Raw genomic sequence first — 23019 nt, forward strand, 5'->3', positions numbered from 1 at the left:
ACTGCACATATGCAGATAATTGACGAGTGACACGCTCTCCACTCTCACGCATCCTCCTGCCCTCAAACTCCTACTTTGTAATATTACCACATTCACCCTATGCTTTACAACTCCCCTGCTCTCTTGTATAATGTAGGCAAACGAGGTGATACACATGAAAAAACGAATGCTTGCGCTGCTGCTGGGTCTGCTCTGCGCCGGACTGACGGCCTGCGGCAGCACGGACACCGCCGCAAAGGACGAAACGCCGTCCGCGCCGACCGTCGAGCAGCCCGAGCCGGAACCCACGCCGGAGGAGGTCCGCCGGACGGCGGCGGAGCAGTATGCGGACGGCTTGACGCTCGAGGAGCAGGTCGCGCAGATGTTCTTCGTGCGCTGTCCGGAGACCGACGCGGCGGCGCTGACCGCGCAGTACGACATCGGCGGCTATCTGCTGTTTGCGCGCGATTTTGACGGCCAGACCAAAGAATCCGTCGCAAATACCATCGCAGCCTACCAGAATGCCGCAAAAACGCCCATGCTCATCGGCGTAGACGAGGAAGGCGGCACGGTCGTGCGCGTCAGCTCCAACCCGAATCTGCGCGGCACGAAATTCCAGTCACCGCAGGCGCTGTACCGCGAGGGCGGCTTTGACCGCATCACGAACGACACCGCCGAGAAGGACGCGCTGCTGCGCGATTTGGGTATCAACGTCAATTTTGCACCCGTGTGCGACGTTTCGACCGACCCGAGCGATTTCATTTACGCGCGCAGCTTCGGCATGGACGCCGAGCAGACCGGCGAATACGTCCGCACGGTGGTTACGCAGATGGTCAGCGACAAGACCGGCATGGTGCTCAAGCACTTCCCCGGCTACGGCAATAACGCGGACACGCACACCGGCATCGCCATTGACGAGCGGCCGATGGACACCTTCCGGCAGTCGGATTTCCTGCCGTTTCAGGCGGGCATTGCGAGCGGGGCGCAGTCGGTTCTCGTCAGCCATAATGTGGTAAACTGCATGGACGCCGACCGACCGGCATCGCTCTCAGCCGAGGTGCACCGCATTCTCCGCGAGGAACTCGGCTTTGACGGCGTAATCCTGACCGATGACCTGATCATGGACGCCATCCGCGATTACACCGGCGGCGAAAACGCGGCGGTGCTTGCCGTACAGGCGGGCAATGATATGCTCACCTCGTCGGATTTCGTGACCCAGTACAACGCCGTGCTTGCTGCCGTGCAGGACGGCACGATTTCCAAATCGCAGATTCACGCTTCCGCCGTGCGTGTCATCGACTGGAAAATGCAGCTTGGACTGATTTCCTATGACGCGTAAACAACAGAGTCCCGGCCTTGTCGCTTGACAAAGCCGAGACTCTGCGCTATAATCTTAAGTACAAACGGCGGCCTGCTGGTAACGGGCGGTCGTTCCCCATAGTTAAGTGTTTGAGGAAACGCCGCTCCGGTTACGGGGCGGTTATTTCTTTATGTATCCTAAGATACCAAAGACGATCGTGGTGATCAACTGAAACAACAGCAGCGTTTCGGAAATTGACATCCAGATCACCTCCCTTTTTATCGAGGGAGGAACAACCTTTTTTCACCGTTTGCACTTTGATTATAGCATGTGTGTCATATTGTGTCAATCAACCGTCTTTTCAGACGGTTTTTATTTTTTGCTGTAAGAGACGGACGCATGTATCCGTCTTTTTCCTGTCATGAAATGCAAAAAACCGCCCCAAAAGGCGGCTTATTGACAGATTTCGATTGTATATGCTATAATCGAAACGGACAAGTTCACATAGCGGTCAGACCCTCTTTCCTTTCCCGCTGTCTGCGGCAGGAAGGAGGTGGCGCGAATGCGGAAAAAGGCATTTCAGCTTTTCGTATGTGCAGTAATCCTGCTGTACATCTTCTGTATAAAAGCGCGATGACCGCTCGTCTGACTCACGAACGGTCATCATAACAAATTTCGATGACTGAGGGTCTGACTGCTGAACAGTGTCCTCTTGGGTATATTATACCCGAGCAGCCCCGGCTTTGTCAAGCGACAAGGCCGGGGTTTTACTATGCAGACGAAGTGAATTCTCAATTCATCTTAATCGCAGATATTCTTTCCGATATCTGCGGTGGCGTAGGCATTCTGCAGAGTTTTGCCACGGGTGCCCGCCTGATACTCATAATACGCCTGACTGCCGATCATGGCGGCGTTATCGCCGCACAGCTGCAGCGGCGGCATAAACAGCTGAACGTGCTCGCGCTTTGCCATGTCCTGCAGGGCCGCCCGCAGGAAGGAGTTGGCTGCCACGCCGCCCGCACACACAACGCGCCGCGCATGCGTCTGCTTGACGGCCATCTCGAGCCGCGGCACGAGCGTATGCACGACAGCCGCGCAGAACGAGGCCGCGAGACCGTTCCGGTCGATGGTTTCGCCCTTCTGCTCGGCGTTGTGCGCCAGATTGATGACCGCTGTTTTGAGTCCCGAGAAGGAGAAATCCAGCGGCGCATCCTTGATGTGCGAATCCGGCAGCTTGTACATCTTCGCATCGCCGTCCTGCGCCAGCTTGTCGATCTTCGGGCCGCCCGGATAGCCGACACCGAGCACGCGAGCGACTTTATCGAACGCCTCGCCTGCTGCGTCGTCGCGTGTGCCGCCGAGGATTTCAAACTCGGTGTAGCTTTTCACCATCACGATCTCGCTGTGGCCGCCGGACGCGATCAGTGTCAAAAACGGCGGTTTCAGCTCCGGATACGCCAGATAAGTAGCCGCAATGTGTCCTCGGATGTGGTGCACCGGAATGAACAGCTTGTTCATCGCAAAGGCGAGCGACTTGCCGAAGTTCGCGCCGACGAGCAGCGCACCGATCAGTCCGGGCGCACAGGTCGCGGCAACCGCGTCCACATCGTGCTTGTCCATTTCCGCATCCTTGAGCGCCTGCTCAGTCACGCGGACAACGGCCTCCATGTGCCGCCGAGACGCGATTTCCGGCACAACGCCGCCGTACAGCGCGTGCGTGGCGATCTGCGTGTCCACCACGCTCGACAGGATTTTTCGTCCGTCCTCGATGACGGCTGCCGCCGTTTCATCGCACGAGGACTCGATTGCAAGTATTTTCATGGTTAATCTCCTAAATTTTTCTCAAAGCACAGGCAGTTTTCCGCGCCCGCCGGACTGCCGTAGTACGGAATGACGCGATAGCCGAGCTTGGTGTACAGCGCCGCCGAATCTTCGGTCGTGCGGGCGGTCTCGAGGATGGCTTTGGTGAAGCCGTGCTTTGCCGCGTCCTGCTCGAGAGCCGCAATGACCGCGCTCGCAACGCCCTTTCGGCGGAACTCCGGCGCGATGTAAATGCGCTTGACCTCGAATGTTCCCTCGTCGATTTTCTTCCACGCGCCGCAGCCTGCGGGCTTGCCGTCCTCGTACGCGACGATGCGGCAGTTAAACAGATGCGGCAGGTTGTACTTGGCGTAGCGCTTCTCCACCTCACCGACGAGCATGAAATAATACTCGTCCAGCTTGGCGGTCAGGTCGTGAAAATCCCCGTTTTCCGCGTCAACAAAGCGAAGCTCCAGCATGGCAAAATCCTCCTTCAAATCAGTGAAATCGTCATTAAAACCGCGTTTTCTGTGGGATTGCTGTAAAAATTCTTCCGTTTTCCGACCGGAACAAAGCCCGCGCCGGTATAGAGCGCTATCGCCGGTGCATTGCTCTCGCGCACCTCGAGCGTCACAAACGCCAGCTTGTTTTCTCCGGCTTTCGCTGTCAGCTCGGCAATCAGCGCCCGCGCGATGCCCTGCCGCCGGAAGTCAGGCGACACGGCAACATTGGTAATATACCCCTCGTCGAGCACGGTCTGGCAGCCGACATAACCCGCCGTTTTGCCGTCCTGCTCCGCCACAAGAAAAATACCCTTGCCCAGTTCCTCGCGCAGCATGTTCTCGCTCCACGGCGCGTGAAAGCACGCGCGCTCGATCTCCGCCAGCGCCGCGAGATGGCGCTCCTGCATCACGACAATGTTCATCGGCTCAGGCTCTCGATGACCGCCTGCACGCCCTTGTCGATCTCGGCGGCAGACCGGCGGTAGGTGGCGAGATCGCCGCCGAACGGGTCGGAAATGTCCTCGGGCAGCAGCGTGAAAATCTTGTCCGCGCAGTCCGGGAACAGCTCGCACAGCCGGTCGTAGTGCGAGCCGGTCATGCAGACCAGATACTTCGCGTTTTCGGCCATCTCGGCGGTCAGCTGACGCGAGCGGTGCGCCGAAATATCCGCGCCGCGCTCTCCGGCTGCGGCAACCGCGTTCGCGGAAGCCGGAAGGCCGTTTTCGGTGTATAATCCGGCAGAAGCCGCCGTTAAACCGGTCTTTTCCTCGCCGTTATGTGCGCGGAATAAGCCTTCCGCCATCGGGGAACGGCAGGTGTTGCCGGTGCATATAAATATAATCTGTTCCATTGTATTTCACTCTCAACTTTATAATTGAAAATTGAGAATGGAGAATTGAGAATGTCGCTATCCTTGCGCGAGTTCCATCCGCGCTGCGACGAAGTATCGCGCATAGCGCGACCTATTTAATAACGGTGCTTCGCACCGCACATCAATTTTCCATTTTCCATTCTCCATTTTCCATTCAGCTCTTATTTCGCATCGTACCAGCTGTGCCCCGCCTTGGCCTCTGCCACCAGCGGAGCATCCATCCGGAATGCGTTCTCCATCTCCTCGGTGAGCAGACGCATGGCGGTTTCCTGCTCGTCCTTCGGTGCCTCGAGGATAAGTTCGTCGTGCACCTGGAGAATCAATCGGCTCTGCAGACCGTCTCTCAGCAGGCGGTCGCGGACACGCACCATTGCAATTTTGATAATGTCGGCGGCGGTGCCCTGAATCGGGGTATTCATCGCGACACGCTCACCGAACGAGCGCATATTGAAGTTCTTGCTCTTCAGTTCGGGCAGCGCGCGGCGGCGGCCGAACAGGGTCGTAACGTAGCCCTGCTCCCTGCCGGTCTGCTTGATGTCCTCCATATATTTCTTCACGCCCGGATAGGTGTCAAGGTAGGTTTTGATAAACTCGCCCGCCTCTTTGCGCGTTACGCCGATGTCCTGCGCGAGCGAGAAATCCGAAATGCCGTACACGATGCCGAAGTTGACCGCCTTGCACGAGGAGCGCATCTGCGGCGTGACCTCCTCAAGCGGCACATGGTAGACCTTGGCAGCCGTCGCGGCGTGAATATCCTGCCCGTGCCGGAAGGCTTCGATCATGTGCTCGTCCTGCGAGATATGCGCGAGCACGCGCAGTTCAATCTGCGAATAATCCGCGTCAATGAGGACGTGATTTTCGTCCGGTGCGACAAACATGCGGCGCAGTTCGCGGCCAAGCTCGGTGCGGACCGGAATATTCTGCAGGTTCGGGTCGGTCGAGGACAGGCGTCCGGTGGCGGTCACGGTCTGCTGAAAATGCGTGTGAATGCGTCCGTCCACCGGGCTGATGACCTTGAGAAGTCCCTCAACGTAAGTGCTTTTCAGCTTGGTCAGCTTGCGGTACTCGAGGATGCGCGGCACGATCGGGTGGTCCTCCGCGATACGCTCGAGCACCTCAACGTTGGTGGAATAGCCGGTTTTTGTCTTTTTCGGAGCATGCAGGCCGAGTTTCTCGAACAGCACCTCACCCAGCTGCTTGGGACTGTTGATGTTGAACTCGCCGTCCGCGTCATGATAAATCTGCTCGGTCAGGTCGCGGATACGCACGTCCAGCTTGTCACCGAAGGCACGCAGCTCGTCCGGCTCAACTGCACAGCCCGCCGCTTCCATCTCAGCCAGCACGCGCAGGAGCGGCAGCTCGATTTCATAGTACAGCTTTCTCATGCCGAACTGCTCAATCCGGTCAGCCGCCTCGGCGTAAATGGCGCGCAGCGCACCGACATGCTGCGCCACGGCCTTCTCGGTGTCCTCCTGACCGCCGAGGAGTGAAACCGCTGCCGGATCGTCCAGATCCAGCTCCGGCAGCTCGGCATTGCAGTACGCAAGCGCAAGCCGCGGCAGGTCGTAGCCGGACTGGGTCGGGTCGAGCAGGTACGCCGCGATGGCGGTGTCAAACACGATGCCCTTCGGGTCCATACCGCGCTGCAGCAGTGCCCGCACGGTGGCCTTCGCGTCGTGCAGCACGAGCGACAGCGTGCCGTCGAACAGGCGGCACAGAATGTCGTTCCACGCGTCACCGAACGCCTCGGCGAACAGGATGTGCGCCGTGTCGCCGTCCAGCAGGCAAACTGCGCCTAAGGTTTCCGGCACGATGGCGTACACGCGGTCGCAGTCGGTCAGCGAATCCATTAAGTTGAACGCTTCGAGCACATTCTCCACTCGTTCTGTTTTCAGCTCCGGCAGACGCGGCGCGGACACGCTCTCGCCCGAAAGGTCAAACCGTTTGATGAAATTCTTGAACTCCAGCCGCGTCAGCAGGTCGTACAGCGCGGTCTCGTCGATGTCCTGCGCGGGCAGGTGCTCCACATCGAGGTCGAGCGGCACGTTGCGGTCGATGGTTGCGAGCCAGAAGCTGTCCTTCGCGGACTGCTCGCCGTTCTGCAGCTTGGTGCGGGCGCCCTTTTTGATGCGCTCGTCCTCGATATGCTCGTACACACCGTCGAGCGTGCCGAAGTCGTGCAGCAGCTGCATGGCGGTCTTTTCACCGATGCCGGGCACGCCCGGGATGTTGTCCGAGGAATCGCCCATGAGCGCCTTAAGGTCAATCAGGCGAATCGGGTCGAAGCCGTATTTCTCGCGGAAAGCGGCGGTGTCGTAGGTCTGATAGGTGGTCTGGCCCATGCGGGTGGAGACCAGCATGACGGTCGTGCCGCCGCCGACCAGCTGCAGGCTGTCGCGGTCACCGGTTACGACCACACAGGTGTCGCCGTGCTCGTCCGCGCGGCGGCTGATGGTGCCGAGCAGGTCATCCGCCTCGTAGCCCGCCTTTTCGCAGCGGACGATGCCCAGCGCATCGAGCACCTGCTTTGTCAGCGGCAGCTGTGCCGCCAGCTCATCCGGCATGCCCTTGCGGGTGGCCTTGTAGGTGTCGAATTTAAGGTGGCGGAAGGTCTTTTCCTTTACGTCAAAGCAGACGATGGTGCGGTCGGGCTGCTCCTCGTCCTGCAGTTTGAACAGCGTAGCCAGAAAGCCGTATACGGCGTTGGTAGGCAGTCCCTCGTGGTTGGTCAGCTGCCGGATACCGTAAAACGCGCGGTTGAGTATGCTGTTGCCGTCTATCACCATGATTTTCATGTGTATTTTCCTCGCTCATTGATACATTATATATAGTATACCACATTTTCGTTTATCCTGCCACTGCTTCAAGCGCCATCCGCATCGCGCCGATGAGCGCCAGATGGGCGGGATAGTAAATATAGAAAAAGTGCTTCATCTTCCATTTGCCGCGCTCGTTTCCGAGCAGGAGGAGCGGAAAGATCGCCAGTACGCAAAAGCGCTGCACGCCGCCCATCACACCGGCAAGCACCAGCAGACCGACCGCAAAGCCGAGCCGCTCGCCGATGACCGGCGAAATGCCGGCAAACACACGCTCCCAGAATAGCCGCCCGATTTCCGCGTACAGCGGCAGCAGCACACCCGCAAAGCCGTAATCAATGGGAACCGTCCGACACAGCAGGTAAAATACGGCGGCAAGCGCGGCTGTCAATGCCAGAAAGCGCAGTTTTCCGCTGCTTTTCCACGCCTCGACTCCGTACAGCAGCAGAATGGACAGGCTCAGCGTGATGAGCGCGTTGCCGTAAAAGCCGCCGAACGGCAGAAACGCGATAACGCACACTGCGCCGCACGCGAACACGCTGCCGAAGTAGCGGGCTTTGTTCCGCGTATAACGGCAGCCCTCTGCAATGCAGTAGGAGAACAGCGGAAACGCCAACCGTCCGATCACGCGCAGCCACACCGCCTGCGGAAAAAATGCCGCGCCGATGTGGTCAATCGTCATGCACACCATGGCGAGAATCTTCAGTTGGTTCTTGGTCAGCAATCACACCGGCCTCCCCTGTTTGAATCTTATTTCATTATAACACGCCTGCCCGCCAAGGCAAAGAAAAAACCATTGCCGCAGGGCACAGCATACCGTTCCGCAGACATAAAAAACCGCCCCGCAAAGCGGGACGGTTTTCGAGAGGTGTTATTTCTTCTTTTGCGGAGGCGTGCTATGATGACAGCTGCCGCCGCAGTGGGCGCAGTCGCCGCTGCAGCCGACGGACTTCTTGACGAAGACCGAACGGACCGCGAAGAACACGACAGCCACTACGATCAATGCCAGAATGATATCACCAATACTCATGGTTAAAGCCTCTTTTCAAATCCGAAAGAAATCAGTTGGCGTCAACGCTCATGCGGCGCAGACCCTCGGTGGAGTCAGCCTTGGCCGGCTTGCGGAACAGCAGGAAGATGATCAGCGCGATGAACGCGATGGCAACGACCGTGCCGACACCGAAGGTCAGCTCGCCGGTGATCAGACCGCCGATCTGATAGATGATGGTGGATACAACGTAAGCGTAAACGCACATATAGCCGATGGCCAGTGCAGTCCACTTGCCGTTGTTCATCTCACGCTTGATGGCGCCCATTGCAGCGAAGCACGGCGCACACAGCAGGTTGAATGCCATGAAGGCATACGCGCCGACCTGCGTAAAGTCCGCAGCCAGCTCGCCCCAGATCTCGGAGCCGTCCTCGGCAACCTCGCCGACGAAGTGATACAGCTGACCGAAGGTAGCAACAACGTTCTCCTTTGCAACCAGACCAGAGATGGCGGCAACAGTGGATTTCCATGTGCCGAAGCCCGGCAGCGTGAAGATCGGAGCGATAACAGAGCCGATACGCGCCATGATGGAGTTGTCAATATCGGATACTGCGCAGAACGCGCCGCCTTCCCAGCCGTAGCCGAGGGTGAACCACATAAAGATGGTGGACAGCAGGATAACGGTGCCTGCCTTCTTGATGAAGGAGGAGCCGCGCTCCCACATGGAGCGGAATACGTTGCCGGCGGTCGGAACGTGATAGCTCGGCAGCTCCATGACGAACGGAGCCGGGTCGCCGGTGAAGATCTTGAACTTCTTGAGCATGATGCCCGAGATGATGATGGACAGCACGCCCAGAACATAAGCAGAGAATGCGATGGTGCCGGAGCCGCCAAAGAACGCGCCTGCGAACATTGCGATGATCGGCAGCTTAGCGCCGCACGGTACGAAGCAGGTGGTCATGATGGTCATGCGGCGGTCGCGCTCCTGCTCGATGGTACGGGAAGCCATGACAGCCGGTACGCCGCAGCCGGAGCCGATCAGCATCGGGATAAAGGACTTGCCCGAAAGACCGAACTTGCGGAAGATACGGTCCATGATGAATGCAACACGCGCCATGTAGCCGCAGTCCTCGAGGATCGCGAGGAAGAAGAACAGGATGAGCATCTGCGGAACGAAGCCCAGCACCGCGCCGACACCGGCAACGATACCGTCCATTACCAGGCTGTAAACCCAGCCGTCCTCGTTAACGCCCATGGAGTGGAACAGCTTCTCCAGCAGCACCGGGATACCCGGAACCCAAACACCGAAGTCAGCCGGGTCCGGCTCCGCAGCGGTCATGGTTTCCTCGAAGGTTGCGAGGTTAACGTCCTCGGTGGTAACTTCACCGGAGTCCTCGTCCTCGAACTCGGCAGTGCCGACAACCGATGCGGCAGCCGGGTCCGCCTCGATGGCAGCAGCTGCGTCAGCGATAGCGGTTTCGTCAGCCTCTTCGGCCTCGAGCTGCTCGGTCAGAGCAGAGGTGTCGATGCCAGCCTCGTCGGCAGCCTCGAGCCATGCGTCGCGGCGGGTGATCTGGTCGTCATACTCGGCGGTTGCTTCCTCATAGTCGGCAGCGCCGATGGTGAACAGATGCCAGCCTTCGCCGAACACGCCGTCGTTTGCCCAGTCGGTGAAGATGCCGCCCGCGGTGGATACGGAAACGTAGTAGACCAGCCACATGATCAGTGCGAAGATCGGCAGAGCGAGGATTCGGTTGGTAACGATGTGGTCGATCTTATCCGAGGTGGACAGACCGGTCTTTTTCTTCTTTACGCAGTCCTTGACCAGCTTTCCGATGTACTGATAGCGCGCATCGGTAATAATGGACTCGGCGTCGTCGTCGAGCTCCTCCTCAACAGCGGTGATGAGCTTCTCGATCTTGTCCTGCACGTCCTTGCCGAGGGTGAAGCGCGCCTGCACCTTGCTGTCGCGCTCGAACAGCTTGACAGCGAACCAGCGGCGCTGCGCCGGCTCGGTAACATCCGCGATCAGCTTCTCGATCTCGGTGACAGCGTTCTCGATGGTACCCTCGAACGCACGCTTTGCGGGTGCATTGCCTGCCTTTGCCGCCTTCTTGGCAGCCTCAACCAGCTCCCTGGTGCCCTCGCCCTTGATGGCTGCGGTCTCAACGACCGGCACGCCGAGTTCCTGAGACAGCTTCTTTACGTCGATCACGTCGCCACGCTTCTTGACGATATCCATCATGTTCAGCGCGATAACGACCGGAATGCCCATCTCGAGCAGCTGGGTGGTCAGGTACAGGTTGCGCTCGATGTTGGAAGCGTCCACCAGGTTCATGATGGCCTGCGGCTTCTCGTTTACGAGGTAATCACGTGCAACGACCTCCTCCAGCGTGTACGGAGAGAGGGAGTAGATACCCGGCAGGTCGGTGATCAGGACTTCCTTGTCGCCCTTGAACTTGCCTTCCTTCTTTTCCACGGTAACACCCGGCCAGTTGCCGACATACTGGGTCGCACCGGTCAGATCGTTAAACATCGTGGTCTTGCCGCAGTTCGGGTTGCCGGCAAGTGCCAAACGAATTGACATATTTTTCCCCTTTCTTGGAATTAGCGGATGCTAATCCCTATGTAAAAAAAATTTAACGAATTTTCGTCTGCCGCAAAGCGATATCCGCGCTTCGTGCGAAGCACGCATAAAATCGGATTTGCAGCGCAAATCCATAAATTCCGGGAGCATGTATCACGGAATTTATACAAGGGACGAAAAAATGTGCCCAAAGGGCGCGGTTTTTCGTCAGCCCTCGATTGAAACCGTGGTTTCAATCGAAATCAGTCAACCTGAATCATCTCAGCGTCTGCCTTGCGAAGCGACAGCTCGTAGCCGCGCACGGTGATCTCGACCGGATCGCCCAGCGGCGCTACCTTGCGGACATAGATCTCCGCACCGCGAGTGATGCCCATATCCATGATGCGGCGGCGGGTTGCACCCTCGCCCTCAATCTTGCGGACGGTTACGGTGGCGCCGACCGGCGTGTGTCTCAGATTGCTCATTTGCGTTTGCCCCCTTTGCAATTAAACCATAATGCGCGAAGCCATCTGCTCGGAGATTGCGACGCGCGCATCCTTCACGTTTACGATCACGTTGCCTGCCAGAGAGGACACAACCGTTACCTTTGCACCCTCGACAAAGCCGAGATTCTGCAGGAACTTTCTCGTCTGGTCTTTTCCTCGAATGGACTTTACCGTGGTTTCAACCCCCGTATCCATCAATGTAAGCGGCATAATGGTAACCCTCTCCTTTTCTGTAATCTCTGCGTGAAAAAAGTGTTTTTGTATCGGGTTAGAACCCTCTAACCCATTTATCATTTGAAGTTTACACCAGCTAACCTTTTGTTGTCAAGACAGAAAAAAAAGTTTGTCGAAGCTAACCAATCTGTACAGAGTTTGCCGCGGCTAATTGTGCAGTATGCTGTTACTAACCGTGGGCATCCTGCAGACAGGAGGAAGCCCGCGGTCATTGTTCCGGATGACCGCGGGCTCATGTTATGTTTTGACATACCGGGCAGTATGCCATGGGGTTTCCCCCGGGACAAGAAAGGATATTTGTATCATAACCGGTACCGTCGTATCGGTTACGACCGTAAGAAATTGTTTCGGCGCTGCGCGCAGGTATGCACACGCCGCAAGAGAAAATCTAATTTAGAATGCTGCGAAGCCCTTGCCGAACTCCTTGCACTTTGCGATGCCGTCGTCGTCCGGGGTTTCGTTGAGGATGAGGCCCTCATCGGTGTAGATGACAGCGTTTGCGTCGTTGGTACGCTGTACCCAGTCGCGCATCCACTGGCCATCGCCCCAGCCGTAGGAGCCGAACAGTGCAACCTTCAGGCCGGAAATCTTGCTCTCCAGCTCGGTGAAGAACGGGTCGAACTCGGTCTCCTCGAGAACCTCGGCACCCATAGCCGGGCAGCCGAGAGCGATCTTTGCGTACTTAACAGCGTCAGCCGGGGTGGTGTCCGCAACGTTCAGTACGTCAACTTCCATGCCGCCCTCGCGGATGCCGTCTGCAATTGCGTTTGCCATCTGCTCGGTGTTGCCGGTCTGGCTCCAGAAAATAACTGCTGCTTTGCTCATGATAATTTTGCTCCTTCGCATGTATTGTTCTATATTTGTAGTTCTATCGAGTTATGCTATGCTGCAAACACTTCGAGAAGGGTTTCGCCCTTGTCAACGCGTCTGGTCACGGCGTGGCATACCCGCGATAGGCGGTCAAACAGCCGGGATGCCGCTTCGGCATCGCCGTACACCTTCCAGAGACCGCTTAATTTGCAGCCCTTTCCGGCGTATCGAATAAAGCCCACAACGTCCTCGATCGGGTATCCGAGGAACAGTCCGATCTCGTGCGGAAAGTCCTTGGACATGGCGATGCGGCGCTTGAGATTGCGCAGCAGTACGTCGAGCGGCTGACCGACCGGGTACGCAAAGTGCCGGAGCACATGCTGCACCTGCGGGTCCGCCATGCGGCGTTCAAGCTGCGGCTTGCTGTATACCAGTAAGAGGAAGCGTGCGCTGCAGGCGCAGACGATCTCGAAGTGAATTTCTCGCGCTGAGAACGCATCGCGGTATTCCTTTAATCGCTGCGGCAGATCGGGATATAAATTCCGGTCGCACGACACCAGACTTGCCGGTTTGATGCCCGCCAGTGTCGGCGAGCAGTAGGTCGCTAAAAGTCGATCCAAGCCATTTTGCATTGCTGATGCACCTCCCGTTTACAGTATTTCCGGTCTGCACATTTGGTATGCGTTTTTCCCGAACAGCGCGGCTGCGGTTAGCCATTCAGCCGCGCAGGCCCTGAGGCAATACCGCACAATTAAAGCTGCGGTGTTTTGCGGGTCTTTTGTGCCCTGATTTCGTTGTGATTTTTTGCAATACGTCAAGTATTGCTGCAAAACCACGCCTCATCAGTGCGCAAAATCCGCCGCAAACCGCTCTTGTTCAATTATGCGGTATTGCCTATACGGTTTTGTTCGGAATGATGCGCAAAATACAGAGGAAGCTGTTTCTTTTATAACTTTTCAGCACGTTCCCGTTCCGTGAGGAAGCGTGCCGGTCAACGGGGCGTATCAGTAAGCCTCGGCTAACCATGTATATAAGTTAGCATATCCTAACCAATATGTCAAGCACTTTTTCGCGAGAAATTTTCGGCTGAATTCCGGGTGGTTAGGTTTTGCTAACTATACCGTTCGGATAGACGTTTTCTCAGCGTGAGAATGGGCGTTTTTGCTGCCTTTTCGGGCGGGAAAATTTTTTCGGGATTTCCCGGATTTTCTGCACCGACCCAACGGGGTGCGCGAACTGCCGCAGGCGTGTTCGCCCTTTCCAGGCGGCTCCTTTTCTGCACCGGAAAGCCGGGGTGCGTGAACTGCCGCAGGCGGGTTCGCCCTGACGGGGCGGCTCCTTTTCTGCACCGGAAAGCCGGGGTGCGCGAACTGCGTTAGCGTGTTCGCCCTTTCTGGGCGGAGAGTTTTTCGCTGAACCTCAGCAGGGGGATTCGCCGTCTGCGGACGGCGGGAACGTGCCGCGCCCCGCGGCGGGGACGACGCCGTACCCACGGCGGTGGGCAAAAAGGAAGGACAACCTGCGGTTTTCCTTCCTCTTTGAACTCCTACCTTTCCCTTGCTTCCTAATCTGGCGCAGATTGCCTATATGTGACCGCTGCGAAAATAGGGAACGGCAGTCGGGTTACCGCAGCGTTTGTTTCGCAACATATTCGCAGTTCACAGATAGATTACTGCTACACATACGGGCAACTCTACGCAGGCACGGCATATGCGAATACAATCTATTGCACAATATATCGTGTAGGGTGCGACGACCCCGGCGCACCGTATGTAAATTCATATGCAGACGCATAACCGTAGGGGCGAACAATGTTCGCCCACACCACCGGTAAATGGGCGCGTGTGAACGGTTTTGCGTGTGCCGACGGTTTACATGGTATATCCGCAATGGTAACGCCTGTTGCGGGCGAACAATGTTCGCCCCTACGGTGTGGTTTGTACCAATCGTTGGAATGTGTTATCCATAACGGTTGCCCATATCATATAACATGGTGGTAATCGTTGGATGCGGTGCGCCGAGGTCGGCGCACCCTACGGTATATATTGTGCAAATGATGAAACGTATGCCGCACAACCAAAACATCATGATTTGTACCATATAAATGAAAAAATGGAGAATGAAACCTCTGCATTCATTCTCCATTATCCATTTTCAATTCTCCATTATTCCACTTCCACGCCGTTGATACGCGCGGATTCATCCCCGGTGAGCGGAATGACAAGGCACTTCTGCCCTTCCATAACCTCGGTATGGACGTTTGCGGCTCTCTCCTGCGGCATGCGAACGTCGATGACCGTGCCGGTCTCCCACGGAACGTCGTCCTCGTCCGCGTCGGCGGCGTTTGCCGCCTGATGCGCCAGCTCCTGCTGCAGCACTGCCACCTTCTGCTCCAGGGCGGCGGTATGCGCCTTGACCGTGCCCTCCTCGACCAGACGGCTGTCCAGCACGTTATGCGCCTGCGGCGGCTGGTCACCGAACACCTGCTCGTACGACTTCTCGATCTGCGCGCGCACGCTGTCCGGCACCTCGGCCTCGGTCGCCAGACCGGAGACCGCCTCGGCGGTCAGCTCGACCGGCGGCAGGCTCTCGTCCTCCTCCCGCTCGGCCACCATCGCGCTGATGGTCTTCTGCATCTGGAAGAACGCCGCGTCCGCCTGCTCCTCATCCTCACCGAAGGCGTCGTGCACCACGTTCTTGAACGCCAGCTTGTCCTCGGCAGCCGTGCGCTGCGCGACACAGCCGAGCACGTTCTCGATGAACTCCGGATGAGAGGGACGGCCGGTCTTGACGTAGTACATCACGGCGTTGACATCACTGCCGCGGTTTGCAAACGCCGGGTACACAAAGCCGAGGTCGGGCAGACCGACCACCCAGTCGCGCTCCCGCGCACCGATGCGGTTTTCGTCCTCCCTGTAGCCGAGCGCAGGCTTCGCCAGCTCGACCGGACAGACCGCGCACACGCAGTACGCATACAGCTCGGTGGATTCGTCCTGGTCCTCGCCCGAGGTGGCCTTGCTCGGCACGTCGTACACGTCGTGGTAAACCACGATCAGGTAGTTGCCCGGGTAGCTGTACTCCTCGATCACCTGCTCGTACAGACGGTCGAGCAGCTCCTCGTTCGCCAGCTTGCTGTCCTTGAGCGTCAGCAGGTATTTCTGGTGCTCGATGCCGCTGTCGCTGCGGTCAAACTCCAGTTCCAGCAGGTTTGCGCCGAGCGTGCCGCTGAACGTCTTTTTTGCGATCTCGAGGTACTTGTAGTATTCATCCTCTTCCAGTTCGGAAAACTGCTCAGTGAACTTGGTCACGATCTGCTTGCCGCTGTTGACGTAGCAGCCGCACAGACGCCCGAACGTGCATTCGGTCTTTTTCAAACGGCGGCGCAGCTCCTGCACATCGCCCTTGGTGATATTCATAGGTTTCGCTCCTTAGCGTGTGGATTCGGTATATACAAGTATACGGCATTTTCCATGCAAAAGGCAAGCGGTTTCACATAAAAAGCGCGATGACCGTTCGGCGGCAACCGTACGGTCATCTGTGAAAACTTTTGACTGAACTTGGGAGCTGACCGTCCAGCGGACGGCGTTTCCCTTTAATTACATTAAAACACACTTTCAGGCACTGTCAACCTGCGGAAATTGACAAATCCCGTACATTCGTGTTATACTTTGACTTGGAAACGCTGTTGCATAGATCAGCGGTCAGCCTCCTCTTTTCCTCCCTCGGTCCGAGGCGGAAAGGAGGTGTCGTAAATGCGGAAGAAAGCACTTCAGCTTTTGGTATGTGCAGTCATTGTATTGTACATTTTCTCCGTATATGCGCGATGACCGCTTGGCTGGTACCCAAACGGTCATCTCAATTTTCGTAGATGAATCGGGGGCCTGACCGCTGTGTAAACAGCGTTTCCCTCGTTGTATCTTTATTATATCACACTTTTACACACTGTCAACCTGCGGAAATTGACATTTTTCGCACGTCCTGTTATACTTAACTCGTGGAAACGCTGTTGCACACGCAGTGAGCAATCACTGCAGGCGGTCAGACCCTCTTCTTCCCCACGGTCTGTGGGCGGAAGGAGGTGCTGCGCATGAGGAAGAAAGCCTTTGAGCTTTTTATCTGTGCGGTCATTGTACTGTACATTTTTCTCGTAAAAGCGCATTGACCGCTTGGCTGGTACCCAAACGGTCAATGACTTAAAAACCATTGATTATTGAAAGGGTCTGACCGCTGTACAACAGCGTTTCCCTTTTGTATCTTTATTATACCACACTCCCGCGCCAAGTCAAGCGCGGGAGCATTTTTATGCCTGCTCTGTGCTCTCACTCGGCCGGCTCTCTTCCGGCGCGTTACCCGTGTCCTGCGGCGGCTGCACCCTCACCTCAGGCGGGTTTCTCTCATCGCCGGACTGCCGAAACCGATCGTCGATATGCTCGCGGAGCCGTTCGGCGTGGCCGCTGCTGCGCGAGGTCACGGTGATGCTGACGCTCTCGCCTTCCTTCGCTTCCTGCCGGACGGTATGCTCCACCGCCTTATCAATGTGTACAAACCGCGGAATTTTGCCGTCCGGCGGCTGCTCCCTGCCGGAAACGCGGGTGCCGAGCACCTGATCGAACCGGTTTACCGTATACTCCACGCTGTCCGTGCCGCCCACGATGCTGACGCTGGCATACGGCTCATACGCGGCGTACACGCCGGTGGTCGCCATGCCGCACAGGACAGCCACGCACGCCGCCCAGGTCAGCGGCTTTTTCCACCGTCTGCGGCGCTTCGCCGGAATCCGAATCTCCTGTCCGACCGCTCTGTTCTTCGCGTCTACAAGGTGAACCGTGCCGTCCTCCGCGAGCGCGGCGGCCTTTCCCGCTCGAATATCCGTAATTATCGCACGCATTGTTCTGCCTCCTTGCGCATGGTCTGCAGATAGGTGCAGAGGATGGGGTAATCGCCGTCGATGAGCAGCGCCGCCGCTACAATGTAATCCCGGTGACGGGTTATCGTCCGCGCGGACACGCCGCACTGCTGCGCCAGCGCCTTGATGGGCAGGCTGTGCGCGCTCTGCATGGACGCGAACAGCACCGGCGAATGCAGCAGCGTGCCGACCGCCGCGGCGCAGCTGCGGCGCGTCTTGTCCGACTTGGGCGAGCTTGCCGCTAAATCATAAAACGCGAACCCATACTTCTCAAACACCGTGTTTGCCGCCTCGATCTCATCCTGTGCGCTGACCGGTTTGGCTTCGCTCATCTGCTCCGCGACCGCCTGCTGCATGGCGGCGTCCGCGCTCTCGCGGTCCACCGTGCCGTCGAACGTCTGCGGGGCAAGCGGCGTTTCCGCGTCAAACCGGTGCTGACTGCGGTAATGGTCGGCAAGGCGTCTGCCAATCACAAGCGACGCATACGCGCCGAACGGCCCGCTTGCCGGGTCGTAGCCCTTGATGGCTTCGTAGAAGGCCAGCAGCGCGACCGAATACTCATCGTCGCTGCGCGTGACCGCAAAGCCTGCGTGCCTGCTCGCGCACCGGAGAACAAATGCCTCATGCGCCTCAATGAACCGCTCCAAAAACGGCTCGTCCGTGCGTGCGCGGACTGCCTGTGTGCTCGTCTGCATGCCGCCGCCTCCCTTCCTTAGATGATACTATCATAATTTTGTTCTGTGTTGAAACGGTGTACCGACTGTTACCGTTCTGCGTAGACTTCCGTATGTTTTGACGTACAAAAACGAGCACCGCAGTTTGCATTCTGCGGTGCTCTTTCATTCGTTCAGGCTGTTGCTTTATCGTTCTCTTCGCGCGTTAGCGCGCATTCAATAGGATTGCATTGCAATCCATAAAAACGGGGAGCATGTATCAGCGCAGCGCGGTCAAGAAACCGCGCAAGGATAGCGCAAATTTTTATACTTCTGGAGGGAGAAAGTTTCAACCAACGGGCGGAACTTTCGGACGACTTTGGAACGGCCCACGGTCCGTTCCTGCTTGTCGGCGAAACTGTAGTTTCGTGACAGTCAGAGTGCAGCGAAACGCTGCAGCATTGCCGCGCACTCCGCGCGGGTAGCCGTTGCCTTGGGAGCGAGTGTCGAGGACGTTTTACCGGTCAGGATACCGTTCTTGACGCACCACTGCACCGCCTTTTCCGCATACGCGGAAACCGAGCCTGCGTCCGTGTAGGCGGACAGGTCTGCCGCGCCGTCCGGCTCACCGGCATAGCGGTACAGCATGGCGGCAAGCTGCTCACGGGTGATATTCCGGTTCGGGGCAGAGCCATCGGATATGCCCTTGTTCTTCGCCCAGTTCATGCCCTTTTCATACCAAACCGTGCCGCCCTCTGTCGATTCACCGGCATAACGCGCCAATACGGTCATCAGCATTCCGCGGCTCATGGTCGCGCTCGGTGAAAAGGCGGTCGTGCTCGTGCCGTTCATCAGGCTGTTGCTCGTGACGTACTGCACCGCACTTGCAAACCAGCTGTTCTGCGGCACGTCCTTGAAGCTGCCGACCGTGGCCTGACTGCCGTTCTGGTTCGGCTGACCGCCCTGACCCGGCTTAAACGTGCCCATCGAGCTGCTTGAATCAGTGGTACCCAGCTTTGCCTCTGCCGTGCCGACCGAGGTGCCGTCCACCAGAACCGTGTACGTCTCGCCCTCCTTGATATCCGCCGAGGAGAAGATAACACTGCTCATCGAGCCGAGCGCCGTCGCGGTGTACAGCGTTTTGCCGGAGGAATCCTGCACGGTGATAACACTGCCCTCCTTGATGCCGAGGGCGCTCTCGCGGTTCGGCAGATTGCCGGACGGCTTGCCGTCCGCCTTGCCGCCGGAGGGCTTGGTCGGCGGCGTAAACGTGCCGTCGGTCGAGGTATTGCCGGAGAAATTCGGCGGGGTCGGACGATTGCCGTCGGTCGTGCCGTTTGCGTCACCCGGCGGGGTCATGCCCTGACCGCCGCCCTGTCCGTTCGGGCCGCCGCCCATGCCGCCGCCGGACGGCGAGGTCTCACCGACTGCGATATACGCCTGCGTGCCGGCTGTCGGCTCCATGCCCGCGCCGAACAGCGTGCCGCCGGACAGCGTGAACGTGCCGTCATAGTCAATCGCCGCGTCCATCATGGCATCCGCGCCGTAGACCTCCACCTTGCCGCCGGTCATGCTGATATCGTTGTTGGAGTCCAGACCGTCCGAGCCTGCGTCAATATACAGGTCACCGCCCGCGATGTTGATGGCGTACTTGTCACTGCGCTCACCGAGCTGGCTGCTGGCGGCATTTACGCCGTCATCCGACGCCGCAACGTCAATATCGCCGCTGTACACGTTCACCGTTGTGCCCTCAAGGCCCTCATAGCTGGCGGTGATGCTGATTTTCGGCGTGGTGGTCGAGGACGAGCCCTTGGCGCCGATCACGAGGTCGTTGTCCGCGTGAACGCCGTCGTCACCGGTCGCAAGGGTCAGCGTGCCGCCCGTGATGCTCACATCCGCGTTCGCGTGCAGCGCATCGTCCGCGCTGTCCACGGTCAGCGTGCCGCCAGTGACGGTCAGGGTCTTGCCCGCCTTAAAGCCCTTGCAGGAGGCGGAATCGTCCGTGAGCGCGGTCGTGTGGCCGCCGTTCGTCTTGACGTGAAACGTGCCGCCCGAAATGGTCAAATCGCCGTCCGCCTGAATGCCGTCCTCGGTCGCGTTGAGCGTCAGCGTGCCGCCCGAGATGGTCACATTGCCGAGCGAGGTCGTGTCCGGGTTCTCGGTGTCGCCTGTGTCCGGAGACGCCTTGACCGCATCGCCGCCCGCGGTGATGCTCAGCGTGCCGCCGGTAATGTTCAGCTCATCGTCGCAGGACAGACCGTCGTTCGCGGCGTTGATGTTCAGTTTAACCTCCGCAACCGTAATCACCGCGTCAGCCGCACCCTTGATGCCGTTTTTCGCGTTGCCGTCAACGGTCAGCGTGCCCGTGCCGCCGATGGACAGGCTCGCGCCGCTCTTGACCTTGACCGCCGCGTTCTCGTCGTTGGAGCCTTCGGTGTCGGCAACCGTGTTGGTCGTGCCCGCCGCCGCAATCAGGGACGCCTCGGCGGTCTTGTTCAGGGTGATCGCCGCGCTGTCATCATTGGTGAGCGTCAGACCGTTCAGCACAATGGTAACGCCCGTGACGCCCTTTTTGACCGTGATCGAGCCGTTATCGCAGTCGCCGGAGAACACATAAGTGCCCGCCGCCGTGATGGAAACGTCGGTGCCGTCAATCTCATAGCCGGTGTACTTGCCCTTTGCGGTCGCGGACGAGTCGGTTAAGGTGACGAGCGTCGCGTTCGCGGTCGTGTAGTGCGAAGCCGCACACGCCGATGTCGGCAGCATGCCCGCCGCAAGTGCGGAGGCCAGCAAAGCGGCGAGAAGTTTCTTTTTCATAATATTCAATCCTTTCAAATTGTCGGATGGTTCAATTTCATCACAAATGTATCCCGTAGGGTGCGACAAGGTGAATTGCCCGAAGGGCAAGAGAAGGTGCCCTTCGGGCAATTCACCTTGTCGCGCCCTACGGTCAACATGGTCATTATCGTTACAATGCTTCCTTCACCTGCGGCACCTTGCCGCAAACGATATCGAGGTTGCCGTTCCGGCACCGGATCGCGTCCAAAAACTGCTTCTCAATCTCGGGAGAAACCAGTCTTACATGATAATGCAGATTATACAGGCTGCCCATGCCGGTGGTACGCACGGAAATCAGCTCTGCCGAGCGGGTATACTCCCCAAACAGATCGTCAAACAGGCCGGTGTAGTCGAGGTTCTCCGGAATGGTGATTTTCAGCTCCTTCTCCTCCTCCGGCTTTCTGCCGAAGGACAGCGCCGCGTAGGCGGTCAGCAGGATGCACATCACCGCGCCGGTGACAATGGCAATGCCGATATAGCCCATGCCGGTGGCAAGGCCGAGCGTCATCGCGAGGAAAATGCAGGTAATGTCACGCGCAGAGCCGGCCGCGGAGCGGAATCGCACAAGGCTGAACGCGCCGGAGACAGCCACGCCTGCGCCGAGGTTGCCGTTCACGAGCAGAATGATAACCTGCACCATTGCGGGCAGCAGCGCCAGCGTGACCGCCATGGACTGCGTGTAGGTGTTTTTGTACATATAAACGGCGGCAACGAGTGCGCCGAGCGCAAGCGCCACCAGCAAACAGATAACGAACGCGCTGCCGGTCAGGCCGGCGGTCAGAATCGAACCGAAAATTGTCTCAAGCACAGTAAATTTCTCCTTTTTCGTTGATGTGAATGGTTTCGCTGCCGAACTGCGGCGAACGGTCCTCGCGCAGCATGGTCTGATACGCCGCGCCGTATTTGGAAAAGTGGGTCGGGAAAATAGCGTTCTCGCTCAGCGCCCGCGCCAGCCACAGGGGCGTGGTGCCGGGGATCTTTATCTCCATCAGGCAGGTGTCGTGCGGCAGCAGCTGCTCGCCTGCCGAGCCGGAGGACAGGTCTAAATCGTCCATGCGCCACCGAATGCCCGAGTCGAACGTGACGCGCAGCTCGGGCTGATACTGGTCGAACAGCGCGAGCCGGTCGTAGCAGATGCACATGGCGGGCTGTATGCCCTTGTAGAATTGCAGGAACCAGTCAATCTCGTTTGAAATCTGGCTCTGCTCGGGTGCCGCGCCGCCGTCTAAATACGCCTGCGCTTCGCTGTAGGTCATCGCAACACGGCGCTTGTAGACGATGTGGTCGTATTTTTTCTTGATCTCCACAAACGCCTCGGTATCGGCACCCGGCGTGCGGTAGGTACGCAGGCGCAGCTTCTCCTTGTACGCCGGACGGTCGAGCGAGCGGCGGATGAGCCGGAAATCCGGCGTGTCGTAATAGATGTTGCTGATGGTCGATTCCGCGAACCGGTCGGGCACCATCCGCGCCGCAAACACCTTGGCAAGCGCGTTGTACTACTGCTGCGTGACCAGATATTTCTTTTCATATCGCTTGAATGTACATTGATATTCACTTATGGCGAACGCCTCCTTCGGATTGGGTGAAAGCCCTTTCATTTTTGCTTCTGTCTGTAAATGCGAAGGCGTTCAGCGGATTTTCGGCAGTATCACAAAAGGTGCACCCGCTTTACACAAACTTTACACAAGGGAGCGCCATTTTTCGCTGAACCTCAGCGGGGGGGATTCGCCGTTTGCGGACGGCGGGAACGTCGCGGCGCCCGCCGCGGGGGGGATGACGCCGTACCCACGGCGGGGGGGATTCGCCGTACCCACGGCGGGGGGCGACGCCGTACCCACGGCGAGGGGCAAAAAGGAAGGACAACCTGCGGTTTTCCTTCCTCTTTGGACTCCTACCTTTCCCTTAGATAGTCTGGCGCAGATTGCCGACATGTGACCGCTGCGAAAAAGAGTACGGCAGTCGGGTTACCGCAGCGTGTCTTTCTCCACCTTTTCGCAGTTCACAGACAGCGTACTGCTACACAGACCGGAAAGTCTTCGCAGGCGCGGCATAGCAGTGCCGCGCGATCCTTTAGCGCGTTGTTATAGACAGGGTCTGCGAGGATAAATTGTACCAAACGCCTAATTCGCAGGTGCCGTGCGTTACAACATGTCAAAGAGTTGCGCGACACTGTTATGTCGCGCCTGCTGAAAGTAGCCGACCTGTGTAGCAGAATGGTATCTGACACTGCGAATATGTCTCGACATGGG

General features: G+C 58.0%; 19 protein-coding genes. 1 reads left to right on the forward strand and 18 read right to left on the reverse strand.

Annotated elements, in window-relative coordinates; all coding sequences use genetic code 11:
* Positions 1-154 precede the first annotated feature (154 nt).
* Positions 155-1318, forward strand: coding sequence for a glycoside hydrolase family 3 protein (locus C7386_RS00155; RefSeq protein WP_116704591.1), 1164 nt, complete (start codon positions 155-157; stop codon positions 1316-1318).
* A gap of 762 nt (positions 1319-2080) precedes the next feature.
* On the opposite strand, the gene tsaD is transcribed toward C7386_RS00155, so the two are convergent.
* From tsaD to C7386_RS00245, 18 genes are all read right to left on the reverse strand, one after another.
* Positions 2081-3100 carry a tRNA (adenosine(37)-N6)-threonylcarbamoyltransferase complex transferase subunit TsaD gene (gene tsaD, locus C7386_RS00160; protein ID WP_116704592.1) on the reverse strand — a complete coding sequence of 340 codons (1020 nt, stop codon included), beginning with the start codon at positions 3098-3100 and terminating at the stop codon, positions 2081-2083.
* 2 nt (positions 3101-3102) lie between these two features.
* Positions 3103-3558: a GNAT family N-acetyltransferase gene (locus C7386_RS00165; protein ID WP_116704593.1), complete on the reverse strand. Its 456-nt coding sequence runs from the start codon at positions 3556-3558 to the stop codon at positions 3103-3105.
* Positions 3559-3572: 14 nt separating this feature from the next.
* Positions 3573-4004 carry a ribosomal protein S18-alanine N-acetyltransferase gene (gene rimI, locus C7386_RS00170; protein ID WP_116704594.1) on the reverse strand — a complete coding sequence of 144 codons (432 nt, stop codon included), beginning with the start codon at positions 4002-4004 and terminating at the stop codon, positions 3573-3575.
* Positions 4001-4432, reverse strand: a complete 432-nt coding sequence (locus C7386_RS00175) for a low molecular weight protein arginine phosphatase (protein WP_116704595.1) — start codon at positions 4430-4432, stop codon at positions 4001-4003. The genes rimI and C7386_RS00175 overlap by 4 nt, the downstream gene beginning before the upstream one ends.
* 182 nt (positions 4433-4614) lie before the next feature.
* Positions 4615-7248, reverse strand: coding sequence for a DNA polymerase I (gene polA / locus C7386_RS00180; RefSeq protein ID WP_116704596.1), 2634 nt, complete (start codon positions 7246-7248; stop codon positions 4615-4617).
* A 52-nt stretch (positions 7249-7300) separates the two neighbouring features.
* Positions 7301-7993, reverse strand: a complete 693-nt coding sequence (locus C7386_RS00185; RefSeq protein WP_110435062.1) for a TraX family protein — start codon at positions 7991-7993, stop codon at positions 7301-7303.
* A 147-nt stretch (positions 7994-8140) separates the two neighbouring features.
* The gene (locus C7386_RS00190) at positions 8141-8299 is read right to left on the reverse strand and encodes a FeoB-associated Cys-rich membrane protein (RefSeq protein ID WP_207736795.1); all 159 of its coding nucleotides are present in this window, start codon (positions 8297-8299) and stop codon (positions 8141-8143) included.
* A 31-nt stretch (positions 8300-8330) separates the two neighbouring features.
* Positions 8331-10844, reverse strand: a complete 2514-nt coding sequence (gene feoB, locus C7386_RS00195) for a ferrous iron transporter B (RefSeq protein ID WP_116704597.1) — start codon at positions 10842-10844, stop codon at positions 8331-8333.
* Between the two features lie 242 nt (positions 10845-11086).
* On the reverse strand, positions 11087-11308 hold the full coding sequence (locus C7386_RS00200; protein ID WP_110435064.1) for a FeoA family protein: 222 nt from the start codon (positions 11306-11308) through the stop codon (positions 11087-11089).
* A gap of 21 nt (positions 11309-11329) precedes the next feature.
* A complete protein-coding gene (locus C7386_RS00205; RefSeq protein ID WP_207655830.1) occupies positions 11330-11539 on the reverse strand; it encodes a FeoA family protein in 210 nt (69 codons plus the stop codon).
* A gap of 417 nt (positions 11540-11956) precedes the next feature.
* A complete protein-coding gene (locus tag C7386_RS00210) occupies positions 11957-12388 on the reverse strand; it encodes a flavodoxin (protein WP_116704598.1) in 432 nt (143 codons plus the stop codon).
* A gap of 56 nt (positions 12389-12444) precedes the next feature.
* The gene (locus C7386_RS00215; RefSeq protein ID WP_165815414.1) at positions 12445-12993 is read right to left on the reverse strand and encodes a DUF3793 family protein; all 549 of its coding nucleotides are present in this window, start codon (positions 12991-12993) and stop codon (positions 12445-12447) included.
* A gap of 1545 nt (positions 12994-14538) precedes the next feature.
* Entirely contained in the window at positions 14539-15789 is a 1251-nt protein-coding gene (locus C7386_RS00220; protein ID WP_110435067.1) for a DUF4317 domain-containing protein, read from the reverse strand.
* An 884-nt stretch (positions 15790-16673) separates the two neighbouring features.
* Positions 16674-17261: a hypothetical protein gene (locus tag C7386_RS00225; protein WP_110435068.1), complete on the reverse strand. Its 588-nt coding sequence runs from the start codon at positions 17259-17261 to the stop codon at positions 16674-16676.
* The gene (locus C7386_RS00230) at positions 17249-17974 is read right to left on the reverse strand and encodes a sigma factor (RefSeq protein ID WP_110435069.1); all 726 of its coding nucleotides are present in this window, start codon (positions 17972-17974) and stop codon (positions 17249-17251) included. The genes C7386_RS00225 and C7386_RS00230 overlap by 13 nt, the downstream gene beginning before the upstream one ends.
* A 393-nt stretch (positions 17975-18367) precedes the next feature.
* Positions 18368-20749, reverse strand: a complete 2382-nt coding sequence (locus C7386_RS00235) for a carbohydrate-binding domain-containing protein (protein ID WP_116704599.1) — start codon at positions 20747-20749, stop codon at positions 18368-18370.
* A gap of 151 nt (positions 20750-20900) precedes the next feature.
* Positions 20901-21578 (reverse strand): DUF4956 domain-containing protein, encoded by a 678-nt coding sequence (locus tag C7386_RS00240; protein WP_116704600.1) that lies wholly within the window; start codon positions 21576-21578, stop codon positions 20901-20903.
* Positions 21571-22233, reverse strand: coding sequence for a polyphosphate polymerase domain-containing protein (locus C7386_RS00245; protein ID WP_318261152.1), 663 nt, complete (start codon positions 22231-22233; stop codon positions 21571-21573). Before C7386_RS00245 ends, C7386_RS00240 begins: the two co-directional genes overlap by 8 nt.
* Positions 22234-23019 lie beyond the last annotated feature (786 nt).

The sequence above is a fragment of the Agathobaculum butyriciproducens genome (genome assembly GCA_003096535.1).
Lineage (GTDB): Bacteria > Bacillota > Clostridia > Oscillospirales > Butyricicoccaceae > Agathobaculum > Agathobaculum butyriciproducens.